This is a genomic window from Corallococcus sp. CA047B (assembly GCF_003612065.1).
Classification (GTDB): Bacteria; Myxococcota; Myxococcia; order Myxococcales; family Myxococcaceae; genus Corallococcus; species Corallococcus praedator.
Genome location: NZ_RAWD01000033.1, coordinates 1 through 16,533 on the forward strand (window position 1 = coordinate 1; position 16,533 = coordinate 16,533).

At 72.2% G+C, this 16,533-nt stretch carries 17 protein-coding genes; 3 read left to right on the top strand and 14 right to left on the bottom strand.

The genetic code is table 11. The features are described from left to right. Positions 1–56 precede the first annotated feature (56 nt). Genes D7X74_RS08405 through D7X74_RS08435 form a run of 7 tightly spaced genes read right to left on the bottom strand, consistent with a single transcriptional unit; the run spans position 57 to position 6,244 of the window. The gene (locus tag D7X74_RS08405) at positions 57–1,190 is read right to left on the bottom strand and encodes a sensor histidine kinase (protein WP_120532403.1); all 1,134 of its coding nucleotides are present in this window, start codon (positions 1,188–1,190) and stop codon (positions 57–59) included. Further along, positions 1,187–1,888, bottom strand: a complete 702-nt coding sequence (locus D7X74_RS08410; RefSeq protein ID WP_120532404.1) for a response regulator — start codon at positions 1,886–1,888, stop codon at positions 1,187–1,189. Before D7X74_RS08410 ends, D7X74_RS08405 begins: the two co-directional genes overlap by 4 nt. Next, positions 1,888–3,075 (bottom strand): sensor histidine kinase, encoded by a 1,188-nt coding sequence (locus D7X74_RS08415; protein WP_370450727.1) that lies wholly within the window; start codon positions 3,073–3,075, stop codon positions 1,888–1,890. The genes D7X74_RS08410 and D7X74_RS08415 overlap by 1 nt, the downstream gene beginning before the upstream one ends. A 34-nt stretch (positions 3,076–3,109) precedes the next feature. Beyond that, positions 3,110–4,495 carry a sigma-54 dependent transcriptional regulator gene (locus tag D7X74_RS08420; protein ID WP_120532405.1) on the bottom strand — a complete coding sequence of 462 codons (1,386 nt, stop codon included), beginning with the start codon at positions 4,493–4,495 and terminating at the stop codon, positions 3,110–3,112. 38 nt (positions 4,496–4,533) lie between these two features. Then, positions 4,534–4,821 carry a TraR/DksA C4-type zinc finger protein gene (locus D7X74_RS08425; RefSeq protein WP_120532406.1) on the bottom strand — a complete coding sequence of 96 codons (288 nt, stop codon included), beginning with the start codon at positions 4,819–4,821 and terminating at the stop codon, positions 4,534–4,536. A 41-nt stretch (positions 4,822–4,862) separates the two neighbouring features. After that, complete coding sequence (locus tag D7X74_RS08430) at positions 4,863–5,909, bottom strand: hypothetical protein (protein WP_147446506.1); 1,047 nt, start codon at positions 5,907–5,909, stop codon at positions 4,863–4,865. Next, positions 5,906–6,244 (bottom strand): hypothetical protein, encoded by a 339-nt coding sequence (locus tag D7X74_RS08435; RefSeq protein WP_120532408.1) that lies wholly within the window; start codon positions 6,242–6,244, stop codon positions 5,906–5,908. The genes D7X74_RS08430 and D7X74_RS08435 overlap by 4 nt, the downstream gene beginning before the upstream one ends. Before the next feature lie 247 nt (positions 6,245–6,491). On the opposite strand from D7X74_RS08435, the gene D7X74_RS08440 reads away from it, so the two are divergent. Together D7X74_RS08440 and D7X74_RS08445 are read left to right on the top strand one after the other, a co-directional pair. Beyond that, positions 6,492–7,508, top strand: coding sequence for a 2-hydroxyacid dehydrogenase (locus tag D7X74_RS08440; protein WP_120532409.1), 1,017 nt, complete (start codon positions 6,492–6,494; stop codon positions 7,506–7,508). Positions 7,509–7,804: 296 nt separating this feature from the next. Further along, on the top strand, positions 7,805–9,094 hold the full coding sequence (locus tag D7X74_RS08445; RefSeq protein WP_120532410.1) for a universal stress protein: 1,290 nt from the start codon (positions 7,805–7,807) through the stop codon (positions 9,092–9,094). Between the two features lie 17 nt (positions 9,095–9,111). Here the strand turns inward: D7X74_RS08445 and D7X74_RS08450 are convergent, their stop codons facing one another. From D7X74_RS08450 to D7X74_RS08480, 7 genes are all read right to left on the bottom strand, one after another. Then, positions 9,112–10,023: a DMT family transporter gene (locus tag D7X74_RS08450; protein ID WP_158620322.1), complete on the bottom strand. Its 912-nt coding sequence runs from the start codon at positions 10,021–10,023 to the stop codon at positions 9,112–9,114. 17 nt (positions 10,024–10,040) lie between these two features. Beyond that, positions 10,041–10,874, bottom strand: a complete 834-nt coding sequence (locus D7X74_RS08455; RefSeq protein ID WP_120532412.1) for a hypothetical protein — start codon at positions 10,872–10,874, stop codon at positions 10,041–10,043. 34 nt (positions 10,875–10,908) lie between these two features. Then, the gene (locus D7X74_RS08460) at positions 10,909–11,832 is read right to left on the bottom strand and encodes a hypothetical protein (protein ID WP_120582990.1); all 924 of its coding nucleotides are present in this window, start codon (positions 11,830–11,832) and stop codon (positions 10,909–10,911) included. Positions 11,833–11,881: 49 nt separating this feature from the next. Further along, complete coding sequence (locus D7X74_RS08465) at positions 11,882–12,508, bottom strand: YceI family protein (protein WP_120532414.1); 627 nt, start codon at positions 12,506–12,508, stop codon at positions 11,882–11,884. A 64-nt stretch (positions 12,509–12,572) separates the two neighbouring features. Beyond that, positions 12,573–13,799, bottom strand: a complete 1,227-nt coding sequence (locus D7X74_RS08470) for a hydroxymethylglutaryl-CoA synthase (RefSeq protein ID WP_233595399.1) — start codon at positions 13,797–13,799, stop codon at positions 12,573–12,575. A gap of 206 nt (positions 13,800–14,005) precedes the next feature. Continuing rightward, positions 14,006–14,881, bottom strand: a complete 876-nt coding sequence (locus D7X74_RS08475) for an NAD-dependent epimerase/dehydratase family protein (RefSeq protein ID WP_120532416.1) — start codon at positions 14,879–14,881, stop codon at positions 14,006–14,008. Positions 14,882–14,910: 29 nt separating this feature from the next. Continuing rightward, the gene (locus tag D7X74_RS08480) at positions 14,911–15,531 is read right to left on the bottom strand and encodes a luciferase family protein (protein ID WP_120532417.1); all 621 of its coding nucleotides are present in this window, start codon (positions 15,529–15,531) and stop codon (positions 14,911–14,913) included. Between the two features lie 75 nt (positions 15,532–15,606). Here D7X74_RS08480 and D7X74_RS08485 point away from each other — a divergent pair, with 75 nt between their 5' ends. Continuing rightward, complete coding sequence (locus D7X74_RS08485; RefSeq protein WP_120532418.1) at positions 15,607–16,533, top strand: LysR family transcriptional regulator; 927 nt, start codon at positions 15,607–15,609, stop codon at positions 16,531–16,533.

Below are 16,533 nucleotides of genomic sequence, written 5' to 3' on the forward strand. Positions count from 1 at the left end.
CCCCCCCGCCGCCCGACCTCCGCTCATGCGCGGATGCACCGGCCTCGTGGCAGGCATTAGACGTCGTGGGCTCCCCCCACCATGGTGGGGAGCCGGACGGTGATGCGCGCGCCGCCCAGCGGCCCATCCCCCACCGTGATGGTGCCCCCGTGCTGCGTGACGATGGCGTGCACGATGGAGAGCCCCAGCCCGCTTCCGCGCGCCTTGGTGGTGAAGAAGGGCTCGAAGAGGCGGGCCTGCACGGCGGCGGCGATGCCCGGGCCGCTGTCGTCCACGCACAGCGCCGCCTCGTCGCCGTGCGGGCTCGCGCTGAAGCGCACCCGACCTCCCGGGGGCGTCGCCTCCAGGGCGTTGAGCGCGAGGTTCAGCAGCACCTGCCGCAACCGCTCCTCGTCGCCCCGCACCGCCACCACCCGCGTGGGCTCCACCTCCAGCGCCACGCCCCGCTGCTCCGCCTGTCCCGACAACAGGCTGCGCACCCGCTCCAGCAGCGGCGCCACCTCCACCGGGCTCGCCAGGAAATCCCGGGGGCGGGCGAACTGCAGGAAGTCCTCCAGGATGTGATCCAACCGGCGGATCTCATCGCGCACGAGCAGCAGCGGCTCCAGCAGCGGCCCCTGGACGCCCTCCTCCAGCCGTCGCACCCGCCGCTCCAGCACGGTGAGCTGCAACGCGGCGGCGTTGAGCGGGTTGCGGATTTCATGGCTCAGGCCCGCCGTGAGCGTGCCCACCGCCGCGAGCTTCTCCGTCACCTGCGCGCGACGGGCCAGCTCCCGCTTCTCGCGGTGCAGCCGCACCTGCCGCAGCGCCTGCTCCAGGGTGAGCAGCAGCTCCGGCGTGGCGCAGGGCTTGAGCAGGTACGCGCATGCGCCCGCGTGCACCGCGGCCACCGCCGCCTCCAACATGCCCAGGCCGGTGAGCAGCACCACCTCGCCGTCCGGCACGCGCTCCTTGAGCCGGGGCGCCAGCCCGGTGCCCTCCCCGTCCGGCAGCCGCACGTCCACCAACGCGACATCGAAGCCGTCCCGCGCCCGCTCCAGCGCTCCCGCGCAGCTGGTCGCGCTCGCGACCTCGTAGCCCTCGTCCCCCAGCAGCTCCACCATGTTGTCCAGCAGGGCCGCGTTGTCGTCCACCACCAGCACGCGGGGGCGGTACGGCGCTCGGGTCTCCGGTGTCAGGGACCTCTTCATCCGCGGCCCCCGTGCACTCGTTCGAGCGCGGCGAGCAGCCCTCCGGTGTCGAAGGGCTTGCGGACCAGCCGGCCGTCGAAGTCACCGGGCAGGGCGTCCGGGTGGGCGGTGACCACGAAGAGGGTCAGTCCCGGGAAGCGCTCGCGCACGCAGCGCAGCGCTTCGCCGTCGGGGCCCCCCGGCACGCGCAGGTCCACGAGCGCGGCGAAGGGGCTCACGTCCCCCAGCCGCGCCACCTCCGGCACCGAGCTGGCGGACACGGACGTGAAGCCCCGGGCGCGCAGCACCTCCGCGAGGTTGTCCAGCAGGTGCGGGTCGTCCTCCACCAGCACGACCAGCCCGTCGCGCCGCGCCCGCGCGAGCAGCTCCACCAGCGTGGGCATGGGCACGGGCTTGGGCAGCACCGCGAGCACCCCCTGGCCGCGCGCCCACTCCAGTTCGGCCTCCCCCGGGTGCGCCGTGATGATGATGGCCGCGAGGCCGGGGTCCACCCGCCGAAGTTGATGCACCACCGCGGCGCCGCTCATCCCGGGCATGCGCATGTCGGTGAGCAGCACGTCGTAGCGCCGCGCGCGCACGGCCGCCAGGGCCTCCTCGCCGGAGACCACCACCGTGGCCACATGGCCCGCATCCTCCAGGATCTCCGCGAGGTTCTCCGCGAAGGCCCGGTTGTCATCCACCACCAGGAAGCGGCCCATCAGGAGGCCTCCGGAGGCAGGGGCAGGCGCAGCACGAAGCGGGCCCCTCCGAGTCCGCCCTCGCGCGGAGCATGTTCGATGCCGCCACCGTGGCGCTCGAGGATGCGCCGCACGAGCGCGAGCCCCAACCCCAGTCCCCGCGCCCGGGTGGTCATCAAGGGTTCGAAGACGCGCGCGCGGATGGCGGGCTCCAGGCCCGGACCGCTGTCCTCCAGGACAAGCCACACCTCGCGCGCGCCGGACTCCGCCAGGGCCGCCTCCAGCCGCACCTCGCCCGCGGCGTCGCCCAGGGCCTGCATGGCGTTGTCCAGCAGGTTGACGAAGACCTGGAGCAGTTGCACCGGATCCCCTCGCAGCGGGGGCAGCGCCTCCAGTCCCCGGGCGCTCACGCGCACGCGCTCGGGGGGGACGACCGCTCCCAGCGCGGAGGTCCAGACCTCCTCCAGACGCACCGGTGCGTGGGTGAGCGGCCGGGCGCGGATCATGTCCAACAGGCTCGTGACGATGTGGTTCGCGACGTCCACCTGTTCGCCAATGCGCTCCAGGTGCTTCGCCACGCGCGGGTCCTCCTGCGCGGCGGGGCGGCCCTTGAGGATGAAGAGCGAGGTTTCGATGACGCCCAGCGGATTGCGCAACTCGTGCCCGATGGAGCCCACCAGCTGCCCGAAGGTCGCGAGCCGTTCGGCACGCGCGGCCTGGGCCAGCAGGTCCTCGCGGTAGGTGTGGAGCATGATGGCCAGCTCCAGGTCCAGGATCTTCCCCAGCGCGCGCCGCAGCCGGGCGGCCTCGTCGGGCTGCTCTCGCAGCGACGACTCCAGCACGTCCGTCAGCGCCTGTCGCAGCAGGTTCATGGCGCCGAACATGTAGTGCTGCGGCAGGCTGATGCGCACGTGCACCCGGCCGATGCGGCAGCGGCGCTCGAAGTACGCCGCGTCCCAGGGCCCCAGCAGGAGCGAATCCATCCAGTCCTGGAGCGTCACCTTGAGGTGGCCCACCTGGCGCTCGCCGCCCTCCAGCGCCTTGCGCGCCTCCGGGTGTTCCAGGATGCGCCGGTAGAACACGTCCGCGATGCGCTCGAAGTGCGCCTGGACCCGAGGATGCAGCGCCCGCAGGGCCTCGCCGTCGTCGGCGCGGAAGTCGACGTAGCGTTGCAGCTCCTCGAAGACGTTCTGGGTCACGGACTCCACGGAAGACATCCCTTCCGCCCGCTCTGCGGGCGACCTAGGAGGCATCGGAGGGGTCCTGCCCGGTGCCGCCGCCAGCATATGCCTTGAGCTTGTATTGGATCTTCCGCACGCTGATGCCCAGCACCTCCGCGGCGCGGCTGGTGGACCCTTCCACCATCTCCAGGGTGCGCAGGATGGCCTCGCGCTCGATGGCGGCGAGGCTTGCGCCGGGGATGAGCCGCTCGCTGGACTCGGCGCTGGGGCGGGGGCCCCGCAGCACGGGCGGCAGGTCGTCCGCCGTGAGCTCCTCCCCCCGGGCGAGCACCACCGCGCGCTCCACCGCGTTCTCCAGTTCGCGGATGTTGCCCGGCCAGTCGTGGCTCATCAGCGCCTGCAGGGTGCCGGGGGCCAACCCCGTCACCTGCTTGCCGTAGGCCGTGTTGCAGCGCTCCAGGAAGTGGCTCACCAGCGCGGGGATGTCCCCCTTGCGCCGGCGCAGCGGGGGCAGCGTCACCGCCACCACGTTGAGCCGGTAGTAGAGGTCCTCGCGGAAGCGGCCCGCCTTCACCTCCGCCTGGAGGTCGCGGTGGGTGGCGGCCACGATGCGCACGTCCACCTTCAGCGTCTGCGTGCCGCCCACGCGCTCGAAGTCGCGGCTCTGCAGCACCCGCAGCAGCTTCACCTGGACGGCCGGGGAGATTTCGCCAATCTCATCCAGGAACAGGGTGCCGCCGTCCGCCAGTTCGAAGCGGCCCTCCTTGCGCGCGACCGCGCCCGTGAAGGCGCCCCGCTCATGGCCGAACAGCTCGCTTTCCAGCAGCCCCTCGCTGAGCGCCGCGCAGTGCACCCTCACGAACGGGCGCTCCTTTCGCGGACTGAGGTTGTGCAGCGCCTGGGCGACCAGCTCCTTGCCCGTGCCGCTCTCCCCGAGGATGAGGATGGTGGCCTTCGTGGGTGCCGCCTGTTGGATGAGGGCGTAGACGCCCTGGAGTTCGGGCGCGTCCCCGACGATGTTGTCCACGCGGAAGCGCTCCGCCACGCGCTCGCGCAGCTGGTGGGCTTCACGCCGCAGCCGGCGCGTCTCCAGGGTCTTGCCCAGGACGACGAGCACCGCGTCGATGTCCAGCGGCTTGGTGAGGTAGTTCTCCGCGCCCGCGCGCATCGCCTCCACCGCCGCCTCCACCGAAGCGAACGCCGTCATCACCACGAAGGTCGCGTCGCTGCCGCCCTCCCGCGCACGCCGCATCAACGTCAGCCCGTCCATGCGCGGCATGCGCATGTCGGTCAGCACCACCGCGGGCGCGAAGTCCGCGAGCAGCCCCAGCGCCTCCTCGCCGTCCGGGGCCTCCCGCACGTCGAAGCCCTCTTCCTTGAGGAGCGTGGCGATGGCGCGCCGTGCGTTCGCCTCGTCGTCCACCACCAGGATGCGTTCGTTGACCATGGCTCCTGCTTAGCAAACCTGTCCGGGCAGCGACGTCTTCAACGGCCAGGCGCCAGGGCCCGCCGCCTGTCCGCGCACCCCAGGCAGTAGCGCGCCTCCGGGACGGCGAGCAGGCGCTGTCGTCCGATGGCGCCACCGCAACACTCACACCCCCCGAAGCACCCCTCGTCGATGCGCACGAGCGCCGCCTCCACCTCCACCAACTCCTGGTGCTCCTGGGGCGCGAAGCGGACTCCGCGCGCGTTGGACAGCCGCTGGGTGCGCAGCGCGTCCTGGCGACAGCGCAGCATCTGCCGCGCCTGGAGGATCATCGGGTCGGTGCTCATGGGTCCTTCCGGTACGAGTTCACGAAGCGTGCCCGGGGCGCTCATGGCGCGGGGGGGACGGCGGGCTCCACGGTGCTCCGCCGCCGCGCGGCCAGCACCCCTGGCATCGCGAGCACCGCCACGGCCACCGACATCAGCGCCGCGCCCGCCAGGTCCGTGGCCTCCAGACCGGGAAGCCCCAGGAAGAGCCCCAGGAAGAGCGTCGCCCCCACGCCCGCGAACACGCTGGACGCGCGGTTCACCGGCACCGTGAAGCTGTTCTCCCGGGCATCCAGGAGCACCCGCGCGCCGAAGATGCCGCTGCCCTGGGAGAAGCCTCCCACCGCCAGTTCGAAGGGCAGCGTGGGGCGCGACACCATCCCGACGAAGCCCTCGCGCAACTGCGCCGCCGCGCCCCCCACGCCCAGCCAGGCCCACGCCGCGAGCAGGACGAGCAGCGCGGGCGTGGCCACCATCTGCTCCTCCACGAAGTAGCGCTCGCGCGCACCGGGCGCGTCATTCTTCGCCCGCTGGCTCATGAAGCGCAGCCGCACGAAGTAGCTGGCGATGTACACCGCCACGTCCAGCGCCGCGACGCGTGAGAGGTGGGGGCTTGCGCCCGGGCCCGTCGCGACGAGCAGCGACAGGAGGCTCAGGCCCAGCGCCACGCGGGAGGGCCACGCCACGCGCCGGCCGCTCAGCGCATCCACCAGCGGGGCCAGCACCAGCACCCCGCCGCGCATCAGCAGCATCATGAAGACGATGGAGGTGCCGTCGAACGTGTAGGCGAGCGTGATGGTCGCGATGATGCCCGTGGTGCACAGGCCCGACAGGAACGTCCAGCGCCCGGGCCACGGCAGCCGCCACCGCCCGAAGCGCCGGTGGCCCGCGTGCTGGAAGCCGCCCGTCGCCTTCAGGTACAGGAACATGCCCGCGAACGTGGCCACCGCCGTGGAGGGCAGCAGCACGAAGCCCGGCAGCCCCGCGCCCATGCCCGGCAGCGCGCCCAGGCTCAGCGCCTTGGTGAGCGCGCTGTAGGGCAGGTAGCAAGCGAAGTAGCCGAAGGCGAGCCACCCGATGGAGGCGGGGGGCTTCCCCGGAGGACTCATCGTGCCCGCGCCGGGCAACCCCGGGGACACCGGGACGCACGAGGCGCCTTCGCGGACACGGGTTCCAGGCACCCGCCGCAGACCTCGCAGCGCGACGCGTCGTCGGGGACGAGCCGCTCCAGGGCCTGTTCCAGCGCGAGGAACTCCTGCAGCTCCCGCGCCTCCAGCCGCTCCAGCAGGTGCTTCGCCTCCGCCGCCACCGCCGGGTCCGGCAGGCCGGGCGACAGGGCCGTCTGGACCAGCACCCACACGTGCTGGTGCTGTTGCCGCAACGCGAGCAGGCGCATCCAGCGGGGCAGCAGCTCCCGCGACACCACATGCTGGGGGACGTCCATCCGGGTTCGCCTTCCACGCACCGGGGCTTCGGCCCGGGGCTCCGGCCTGAGGGATTCATCCGGCGTGCCAGCCCTGTGCGCCCGGCCCCGCCGCCGCGCGCCGCAAGCAATGCGCGCAAGGCGGGCCGCCCGCGCAGCGCTTGCGCCAGCACGGTCCGGGGCTTCCCGTCCCGCCGCGCACGCCGGATGCATGGCCGGACGGGAAGTCCCCGGACGGCCACCGCCGTTGTCGGGAGGAGGACCCGAAATGCGCATCGCCTTTTTCGACACCCACCGTTTCGACCGCGCGGCCTTCGAACAGGCCAATGCCGCGGCGGGCCAGAGCCTCACCTACTTCGAGCCGCGCCTCACCTCGCAGACGGCCGGGCTGGCCGCGGGCTTTCCCGCCGTGTGCTCGTTCGTCAACGATAGACTGGACGGGCCGTGCCTGCGGGCGCTCGCGGACGGCGGCACCCGGCTGGTGGCGCTGCGCTCCGCGGGCTTCAACCACGTGGACCTGCGGGAGGCCGCGCGGCTGGGGCTCGCCGTCACGCGCGTGCCCGAGTATTCGCCGCAAGCGGTGGCCGAGCACACCGCCGCGCTGGTGCTGGCGCTCAACCGCAAGGTGCACCGCGCCTACGCGCGCGTGCGCGACTGGAACTTCTCGCTCGACGGGCTGGTGGGCTTCGACCTGTGCGGCAAGACGGTGGCCCTGGTGGGGTTGGGGCGCATCGGGCGCGCCGCCGCGCGCATCTTCCGGGGCTTCGGCTGCCGGCTGCTCGGCGTGGACCCCCTGCTGTCGGACGCTGACGCACGAGCCCTGGGGCTGGAGCGCATGGCGCTGCCCCAGGCGCTGGAGCAGGCGGACATCGTCTCCCTGCACGTGCCGCTCACGCCCGGCACACGCCACCTCATCGACGCGGCCGCGCTCGCGCGGATGAAGCCCGGGGCCATGTTCATCAACACCAGCCGGGGTGCGCTGGTCGACAGCCACGCGCTGCTGGACGCGCTCAAGGCGGGCCACCTGGGCGCCGCCGGCCTGGACGTGTACGAAGAGGAGGAGGGCATCTTCTTCCAGGACCTCTCCGACCAGGTGCTCCAGGACGACGTGCTCGCGCGCCTGCTCACGTTTCCCAACGTGCTCGTCACCGCGCACCAGGGCTTCCTCACCCAGGAGGCCCTGCGGGCCATCGCGCGGACCACGCTGGAGAGCGTGGGACGCTTCGAGCGAGGGGAGCCGCTGGGGCCCACGCAGGTGCAGGCCGAGCAGGTGCTCAAGCAGTAGTCGGGGGACTGCGCCCGCCGTGCCGGCGCGGGCGGGGGGCCGCCGCGCGGCGCGAGCTTGCGCGGTTACGAAAGGCTCCGGGATTGCGAAGCCCACGCCGCCCCGGGCAACCGGGACGCGGCGGCGCGACGCGCAGGATTTGCGCGGGAGGCCGCAGCCGTTGCGCGACCTGCGCCTTCCCCCCCGCGAAGGCGTCCGGCACGCATCGTGAAGAACCCGGGAGCGGCTGGGGCACGCCCCACCGCAGTCAGGCCGGGCGCCGAGGTGCGACGCGCCCCTTCATCCGGAGTCCGCCCATGACCATCCTGTGCGCAATCGACTTTTCCGAGGGAGCCCGCCAGGCGGCGACGGTGGCCGCGCTGCTCGCGGCCCGCCACGAGCAGCCCCTGCTGCTCGTGCACCAGGTCCATCCGGACGAGCTCATCGGCGCGGCCGAACCCGTGCGCGAGGGCCTGCAGGCCCTGCTCCGAGAAGAGGCCGCGCGCCTGGAGGCGCTGGGAGCGCGGGTCCAGGTGGCGCTGGTGGAGAGTGCCTCCCCGCAGGCCCTGAGCGACCTGCGTGCCCGACATGACGCGCGGCTCCTGGTCGTGGGGCCGCCGCGCGGCGAGCTGCCCTACCCCGGCGCGGGTGGCAGCCTGGATCGCATCGCCCAGGCCACCTCGATACCGCTGCTGAGGGTGCGGGATGCGGCGCCCTTCCAGGCCTGGCTCGCGGGCCAGCGGCCCCTGCGCGTGATGCTGGGGGTGGACCGCTCGCGGGGCACCCTGGCCGCCCGCGGCTGGTTGACGGAGCTGGGCCGGTACGGCCCCCTCGAACTGATGGCCGGCAACGTCTACTACGTCTACGAGCAGTGCCAACGGCTGGGGCTGCCCGTGCCGGCCACGATGGACGACGCGAGTCCGCTGCTGCGGGACATGTTGTCGCGCGAGGTGGCCACGCTCGCGGACGCGGGAGCGGGGCAGCCGGTGCGGGTGCACCTGCGCCAGGGCGTGGGCCGCGCGGCCGACCATCTGGTGGACCTGGCCCAGGAGCAGGAGGCGGATGTGCTCGTGTTGGGCACGCACCACCACACCGCCCTGGGCAACCTCGCGTCGGTGGCGCACCACGCGCTGCGCCTCGCGCCCATGGCGGTGGTCGCGGTGCCGGTGCGCGACGCGGCCTCGCAAGGCGAGGCCCCCCTGCCCCAGGTGCGGCGGCTGCTGGTGGCCACGGACCTGTCCCCGCTCGCCGACGAAGCCATTCCCCTGGCCTTCGCCCTGGCACCGCAGGGCGCCGAGGTGCATCTGGTGACGGTGGTGCAGGAGCCCCTCACCCCGGAAGAGCAGCGCGACCTCGAGCGGCAGCTCCTGGAGCGCGTGCCGCGAGGACTGGAGCAGCGGCACGTGCGCGTGCAGGCGGAAGTCTTTGTCGCGGGGGAGGTGGCGGCCATGCTCACCCAGGCCGCCGAGCGGCTGGACGCGGACCTGCTCTGCATGGGCTCGCGCGGACACGGAGGACTGAAGGAGGCCCTGCTCGGCTCGGTGACGCGCCAGGTGCTCGCCCAGAGTCGTCGTCCCGTGCTGGTGCTGCGCCCCCCCGCGCGCTGAATGCCTCCGGGTGAGGCTCAGGCCGCCCGAGGCCGGGCGTTCACCATGGCGATGCCCGCCAGGATGACGCCCATGGACAGCAGCATCGGCAGCGTCAGGTGCTCGTTGAAGAAGACGAGCCCGGACAGCACGCCGGTGGCGGACACGACGTAGCCGAACTGGCTGAAGTACACCGGGTCCGCGACCTTCTGGAAATGGAAGTACACGCGGTAGCCCAGGCTGGTGAAGAAGCACTGGGCCAGGATGACGCCCCACCCCGCCATGCCGGGGCGCGGCAGCCCCCCGTTCATCACCAGGAGCGGCAGGAGCGCCAGCGCCCCCCCCAGGAGCATCCCGCCGGCCAGCAGGCTCGCGGGCACGCCCTTGGGCATGCGCAGCTTCCGGTACACGTTGCCGGCCGCGATGCTGATGGGCGTGCACAGCGCCAGCGCCAGCCACCAGGACGACCCGGTGCCCGGCGCGCTGCTCCGGCCCAGCACCAGGAGGGCCGCGCCCACCAGCCCCACCACGATGCCCGCGAGCCGCAGCGGCCGGTAGCGCTCGATGCCCAGGCCCCAGGCAAAGGCATACGTGAACAGCGGCGGCAGCGTGTACACCAGGGACGTCACGCTGGTGCCCACGAACTGCATGACGATGAACGTGACGCTGTTGGGCACGGCCACGCTCAGCACGCCGGCGATCAGGCTGTAGAGCAGCACGGGCCGCGCCTCCGGGGTGCCGCTCAGGCTCCGGCCGCCGGCGAACGCCAGCACCAGCCCGCTGCCCAGCGCGGGCCAGAAGGCGAAGGCCAGGGGCGACCAGCCCTCCGCGCGCGCCACGCGGGACATGGGCAGCATGCTGCCCAGCAACATCCCGGTGGCGATGAGCAGCAAGAGGGGCGCATCGCCCCACTGCCGCAGCCGCGAGCCGACCAGGGAGGGGGAACTCATCGGGACGGGGTCGCTCATCAGAAGGTGGTGCCCAGCGCCAGCGCCGCCGCCCAGAGCCCGTTGTCGGAGAAGGCGAAGCCCAGCGGGGCATCCAGGTTCATCACCAGCCGGGCCTCCACGAAGCCCGCCGAGCCGTAGAAGCGCGCATGGGGGATGAGCGCGAGGAAGGTGGGGTCCGCCCCCTCCACCGCCGTCGCGAGGTAGATGGCCTGGAAGGTGGACCCCACGAGGACGTGCGAGGTGACGTCCATGGCGGCGGAGCCGGAGAACTGGAAGACCGCGTCCACGCGCTGCCCGCGCTTCTCGGAGAGCTGGGCGGACATGGGGATGCGCCCGTCCACGCCGAAGCGGAAGCGCCCCGTCTTCAGCGTCGCGTCCACCCACGGCGTCAGGCCGACGAGCCCCGGGTTCACCAGGCTGAAGCCGCTGTTGCCCCGCAGCGTGGCCGCGCGCCGCAGCAGCGCCGAACCGAAGTCGTCCGGGTCCGTGATGAGGGTGAAGGGCAGCACCAGGTTGCCACCCGTGCGGACCTTCAACGCGCCGTCGTCGCTCAGCACGCCGCCCAGCCCCACGGAGGGATTGCCCGCCTGGAACGCGGTGGGCCCTCCCGCGCGGGAAGGGGCATAGGCGAAGAGCCAGGCCGCGTTGAGGCTCAGCCTGTCCGACAGCGCGACGGACGCGGAGAGCGCCGGGGCGAACACCGTGGTGGGCTGCCCGTTGAGCGACCCGGAATAGGCATACGTCTCATACAGCAGGGCATTGGGCGGCCGGGGCGCGGGCCCCTGGGCGAGGGCCGTTGGGGCGGCGAGGAGGAACGCGGCGGCGCCAAGGGCGCGAAGGAATGAAGTCATGAAGGGGGACCGCTGGAAAAAGGAAGAAAAGGGTTCAGAGCGCCAGGGGCGCGTACGCGGCGCCGAACTGGAACAGCTCCGGCAGCAGCTCCCGGCCCAGCAGGGCGGCCGCGCACAGCGTGGCGAAGGCCTCGCGCCCCGCCGGAGGGGACGGCACCGCGTGCGGCTCGCACGCGGGCACCGCTAATACCTTCACGGACACGGGCTCCGTCTCCGGAAGGGGCCGCGCCGCGTCGAAGCGTTCGTGCGACTGGCGCAGCTGGTGCGGAACGCCCGGCAGCGCCTCCGTCACGGCGCGCACCACGGGCCCCTGCCCGTCGGAGACGACCCCGACGACCGGCACGTCCAGCGACCGCGACATCTCCTGGAAGCGCGGCACCAGTTCCTCCTCGCGGTGTTCGGGCAGGCTCCAGGCCCCCAGCACCTCGGAGGACAGACACTCCCGCGCCACCCACAGCACCTGGTTGCCCACCTCCGGACGCAGGGCGCTCATGGACAGCACCACCCGGCCCAGCTTCTGCGTCACCGCCTTGAGCCGCAGGCAGTCCGAAAGCCGCAGCGCCAGCAGTTCGTCGTACCGGTCCAACAGGTTGGTGACGCTGCGCTCGGAGATGGGGACATCCCGCGCGCGCAGGGCCGCGTGGATGGAGGGGACGCTGCGCTGCTCCTGGTAGCGCAGCGCCCCGATGAGCGCGATGACGTCCAGGCCGAACTCGTGCTCCGGCAGGACCCACAGCCCCTCTTCCTCCGCGCGGATGGCCTTCAGGCGCAGGGGACACCCCTCGCGGTGACACACGCGCACCTGCACCTTGAGCGCGACGACGCCGTTGAGCGTCACCACGTTGCGGCGCGCCCGATAGTCCGCGGGCGCCGGCCCGCCACAGGCGGCGCACTGCCGCCGCCGATTCTCAAGTCCGACCTGACGGCTGGCCGGGGGATGCGCGCTGGTCCGAGCCATGACACCAACTCCCTTGGGGAAGAGGGGAAGACCGCCGTTGACGGCGGCGCTACGGGGTGGTGCTGGCGGCGGACTTCACCGGCTGCTTCGGCTGCTTCTTCACCAGCTCGATTTCGAGCGTGATGGAGACCTGCTCACCCACCGCCACGCCGCCCGTCTCCAGGGCCGTGTTCCACGTCAGGCCGAAGTCCTTGCGGTTGACCTTCGTGGTGGCGCTGCCGCCCCGCTTGAGGTTGCCGTACGGGTCCTTGGACTCCACGGTGAAGCCCTCGGCCTCCAGCACCACGGGCTTCGTCACGCCGTGGATGGTGAGGTTGCCCGTCAGCTTCAGGCCGTCACCGGACTTCTCCACCTTGGTGGACTTGAAGGTGAGGGTCGGGAACTTCGCGACGTCGAAGAACTCGGGCCCGCGCAGGTGTTCGTCACGACCGGTGTCGTTCGTGGTGACGGTCGTCGCGTCGATGACCGCCTCCACCGTCGACTTCGTGATGTCCTTCTCGTCGATGTTCGCCGTGCCGGTCACCTTCGAGAAGGAGCCCCGCACGTTGGACACCATCATGTGCTTGACGGAGAAGAGCGCGGACGAGTTCGTCGGGTGGATCTCGTACTCGGTGGCGGCGGCGAGCGAGGGAACGGCGAGGGCGACGATGGCGAGGGACTTGAGGAACGACGTCATGGTGTTGCTCTCCAATGGGAAACAATCACGGCAGGCCCCCCGCGCCGCGGAGGGCCGCCAGGAATCAGGTCGCGTAGATGCGCTTGTGGTCGCGCGTGCCCTGGTAGCGGAAGCCGGAGCCGGCGGCGTCCGCGGCGGGCCGCTCGTCCAGGTGCTCGCGAGCGCGCATCACGTCCTCGTATTCAGGGATGGACAGCGCGCGGCGGCGCGCGAGCTTCGCCTCCAGGCCCAGCGCCTTCACGCGCGCCTGGGCGCCGTCCTGCACCACGCCGCTGAAGAACTCCGCGCAGGAACCGCTGCCGTAGGAGAACAGGCCCACGCGCTTGCCCGTCAGGTCCTCCGGGGCGGACGACAGGAGGCTCGCCAGCGCCAGGTACATGGAGCCCGTGTAGATGTTGCCCACCTGCGAGGGCATCACCAGGCTGTGGCCCACCAGCCGATCAAAGCTGGCATCCGGCGCGGCGTCCCCGTCCAGCGTGCGCAGGTGCCGGTGCGCCTTGCGGGACATCTTCCCGTAGGGCACGTGGTAGACGAGCGCGGCGAAGCGGTCGCTATAGGCGCCCTCCCCGCCCGCGTCCCCCGCGGCCTCCTGGTAGGCGCGGTAGGCCCCCTCCAGCGCGTCCAGGTAGCACTGGACGGAGTAGTGCCCGTCCACCAGCGCGTCCTTCGAGTACAGCGGACGCCAGAAATCCATCACGTCCTTGGAGTAGACGCCCGTCTTGCCGGCCTCCAGGACGACGAGGCTGGGGTGGTCCGACACCAGCATCGCCACCGCGCCCGCGCCCTGGGTGGGCTCGCCCGGCGTGCCCACGCCGTAGCGGGCGATGTCCGAGCACACGATGAGCGCCTTGCGGCCCTTCGCGCTGCCGGAGCGCACCCAGTCCAGCGCCATCTGCAGCGCCGCGGTGCCGCCGTAGCAGGCGTGCTTCGTCTCGAAGATGCGGCAGCGCGTGGACAGGCCCAGCAGGCCCTGGACGTAGGAGGCCACCGGCTTCGAGTGGTCCACCGCCGTCTCCGTGCCCACCACCAGCAGGCCGATGTCGTCGGGAGAGCAGCGCGCGGACTCCAGCGCCATCCGCGCCGCGCGCGCCGCCAGCGTCACCGTGTCCTCGTCCACCAGCGGCACGCCCATGCGCGTCACGCCCAGGCCGTCCACGTACTTGCCGGGCGCGACCCCGCGCGCCATCGCCAGGTCCGCCAACTCCACATACGTGTCAGGAACCGCGACACCGATTGCTTCCAGGCCCACCTGCATGACTTCCCCCTCGGGTTCTTCGGTTGATTGCTTCAAGCACACGCCTCCCGTGCACCGCGGACGCGGTGGATGGGATTGCGGGTGTGTCATTGCTTCAAGGCGGGCCGGCACTCGCGGGGGCCCCACCCCCGCCCCTGGACGCCGCCTTCACATCCGGACCGGAAGCCCTCGCTTTCCGGTGGAGGCGCTTTGCGCGCGCGTCGGTGTTGGAGGCACCGGCGCGCGAGCGAAAGCCGCCTGCTTCAGCGTCGCGCGTAGGAACCGGTGCGCAGCTCGTCGATGATGCCGGGGCCCTTGGGCGCCCAGCCCAGCAGCGTCTGCGCCTTCTGCGCGGAGAACTTCTGGTCCAGGGCCAGCGCGTCGGCGAAGGCGCCAAACTGCTTGCGCGCCTCCTCCAGGGGCCACGCGACCGTCTTGCCACCCGCGCCAGCGCCCTCGCTCGCCGCGGCGGCGATCTCCTTCACCTTCAGGGGCGGGCCCTGCACGGCGACCAGCACGGTGCCAGCGGGGGCCTGCTCGACGGCGCGCACATAGAGGTCCGCCAGGTCCTCCACGAACACCACCGGCCAGTGGTTCTCACCCGTGCCCATGAAGCGGGCGGCGCCGCCGTCCTTCACGGACGCGCTGAGCATGGAGGGGATGCCGGCGCCGCGCCCGTAGACGATGCCCGGACGGATGACGATGCCGCGCACGCCCGCCGTGTTCAGCGTGCGCTGCTCCACGGCCGGGCGCCAGGCGACCAGCGCCGCCGCGCTCAGCGGGGTGTCCTCGTTCACGATGTTGCCGCGCGTGTCGCCGTGCACCCAGACGCCGCTGGTGTAGACGAAGGTCTTGTTCGTGCCCTTGAGCGCGTCCAGCACCGCCGCGACGGCGGGCGCGTCCACGGCCTCGCTGTTGGTCGTCGCCGTCCAGACAACCGCGTCCAGGTTCTTCACCAGGGCGGCCAGCCCCGCGGTGTCCGCGAGGTCGCCCGCCACGGCCTGGACGCCCCGGCCGGTGAGCTTGTTGCGCGCATCCTCGGAACGCGCGAGGCCCAGGACCTGGTGGCCCGCCTTCTTGAGCGCATCCACCACCGCCCCGCCGATGTAGCCCGTCGCGCCCGTGACAAGGATCTTCATGTTCCGCCTCTTCTCAAGTTCAGGTTGAGTCATTCGACAGTCACTCCCACCACCTGGCCGTCATGGGCCCAGGCGTAGGAGCGCAACAGCAGTTGCCACACGACCTCAAGCTCGTCCGCGTCGCGAGGTCCGAAAAGCATCGGCGTTCCCGAGCGCGGATGCGGCATGCCCCAGCCCTGCTGGAACACCTGCCGCGCCAGCTCCGGCGGGAACTTCAGGTGCAGGCTGCCGTCCTCCGCCGGGTGGATGTGCGCGAACTCCGTCCCCACCTGGAACGCCGCCCGGGGGCCTCGCACGGACTCCGGCCGCAGCCAGAACGCACGCGCCCCCGGCACGGAGATGCCGCTGGGCGCCACCGTCACGTCCGGCAGCGCCGCCGCGCGGGTGAAGAGGCGCTCCTGGATGTCCGTGGGGGACTGCTGGCTCAACTGCCGGTGCGCCAGCGGCGTGCCCGGAGGCGCGTCGCTCGTCTCCGGACGTGGGCCCTTGCGCGCGGCCAGCCGGAAGGACGGCTCCGGCGCCGTGGACGTCAGCACCCGCGACACGCCCGCCGCCTCGGCGCGAGGCACTTCATTCGCTGGGGGGGTGCAGGCCGTCGCGGCCAGGAACAGCGCCACGTGCACCCGGAGGACCGGACCTCGGGAAACCATGACTTCCCTATAGAGCGGGTTGACGACTGGACACTACGCGCAGGAGGGAAAAGGATTGTTTCCTGGAGGTGACCAATGGAGCACGTCGCGCCCTATTTCACGTTCGCCGAGGTGGTGCGGACCGGCAGCTTCACGGTGGCGGCCAAATCGCTGGGGCTGTCGAAGGCGACCGTGAGCAAGCAGGTGATGCTGCTGGAGAGCACGCTGGGCGTCCGGCTCCTGCACCGCACCACGCGCAAGCTGTCGCCGACGGCGGAGGGGCGGGCCCTGGCGGCGCGGTGCCAGCGGATGACGGACGAGTTGGAGGCGGCGAAGGCGGAGGTGCTGCTCTTGCGGAGCAAGCCGCGCGGACGCCTGCGCGTGAGCCTGCCGATGACCTTCGGGCTCATGCAGGTGGTGCCCGCGATGCCGGAGTTCCTGGAGCGCTACCCGGAGATCGACCTGGACATCCAACTGGATGACCGCGTGGTGGACCTGGTGGAGCACGGCTTCGACGTCTGCATCCGCATCGCGACGCTGCCGGACTCCTCCCTCGTGGCGAGGAAGCTCGCGTCCAGCCGCCGCGTCATCTGCGCGACGCCCGCGTACCTGAACCGCCACGGTACGCCGCACCGCCCGGAGGACCTGAAGCAGCACCGGTGCGTGCAGTACACCTACCTGGCCTCCGGCACGGCCTGGAAGCTGCGCGGGCCCGGGGGCGAGGAGTCCCTGGTGGAGACGACCGGGCCCCTGCAGGCCAACAGCAGCCTGGCCCTCAAGATGGCCGTGCTGGGGCACACCGGCATCGGGCAGTTCCCGCTGTTCGCGGTGGCGGAGGAGCTGCGGGGCGGACAGCTGGTGGAGGTGCTGGACGACTACGCGCTGCCCGACCTGTCCATCTGGGCCGTGCACGCGCCGGGGCGCACCATCACCCCGAAGATCCGCGCGTGGGTGGACTTCCTGGCCCGGCGCTTCGCGAGCGACACGGGCTGGAGTCACGCCGCCGGGGGGAAGCGCGGCTGA

Coding starts and splice junctions, on each gene's coding strand:
- D7X74_RS08465 (WP_120532414.1), bottom strand. CDS start 12,508: ATGACGTCGTTCCTCAAGTCCCTCGCCATCGTCGCCCTCGCCGTTCCC.
- D7X74_RS08450 (WP_158620322.1), bottom strand. CDS start 10,023: ATGAGTTCCCCCTCCCTGGTCGGCTCGCGGCTGCGGCAGTGGGGCGAT.
- D7X74_RS08460 (WP_120582990.1), bottom strand. CDS start 11,832: ATGGCTCGGACCAGCGCGCATCCCCCGGCCAGCCGTCAGGTCGGACTT.
- D7X74_RS08420 (WP_120532405.1), bottom strand. CDS start 4,495: ATGGTCAACGAACGCATCCTGGTGGTGGACGACGAGGCGAACGCACGG.
- D7X74_RS08485 (WP_120532418.1), top strand. CDS start 15,607: ATGGAGCACGTCGCGCCCTATTTCACGTTCGCCGAGGTGGTGCGGACC.
- D7X74_RS08475 (WP_120532416.1), bottom strand. CDS start 14,881: ATGAAGATCCTTGTCACGGGCGCGACGGGCTACATCGGCGGGGCGGTG.
- D7X74_RS08480 (WP_120532417.1), bottom strand. CDS start 15,531: ATGGTTTCCCGAGGTCCGGTCCTCCGGGTGCACGTGGCGCTGTTCCTG.
- D7X74_RS08445 (WP_120532410.1), top strand. CDS start 7,805: ATGACCATCCTGTGCGCAATCGACTTTTCCGAGGGAGCCCGCCAGGCG.
- D7X74_RS08405 (WP_120532403.1), bottom strand. CDS start 1,190: ATGAAGAGGTCCCTGACACCGGAGACCCGAGCGCCGTACCGCCCCCGC.
- D7X74_RS08410 (WP_120532404.1), bottom strand. CDS start 1,888: ATGGGCCGCTTCCTGGTGGTGGATGACAACCGGGCCTTCGCGGAGAAC.
- D7X74_RS08440 (WP_120532409.1), top strand. CDS start 6,492: ATGCGCATCGCCTTTTTCGACACCCACCGTTTCGACCGCGCGGCCTTC.
- D7X74_RS08435 (WP_120532408.1), bottom strand. CDS start 6,244: ATGGACGTCCCCCAGCATGTGGTGTCGCGGGAGCTGCTGCCCCGCTGG.
- D7X74_RS08425 (WP_120532406.1), bottom strand. CDS start 4,821: ATGAGCACCGACCCGATGATCCTCCAGGCGCGGCAGATGCTGCGCTGT.
- D7X74_RS08455 (WP_120532412.1), bottom strand. CDS start 10,874: ATGACTTCATTCCTTCGCGCCCTTGGCGCCGCCGCGTTCCTCCTCGCC.
- D7X74_RS08430 (WP_147446506.1), bottom strand. CDS start 5,909: ATGAGTCCTCCGGGGAAGCCCCCCGCCTCCATCGGGTGGCTCGCCTTC.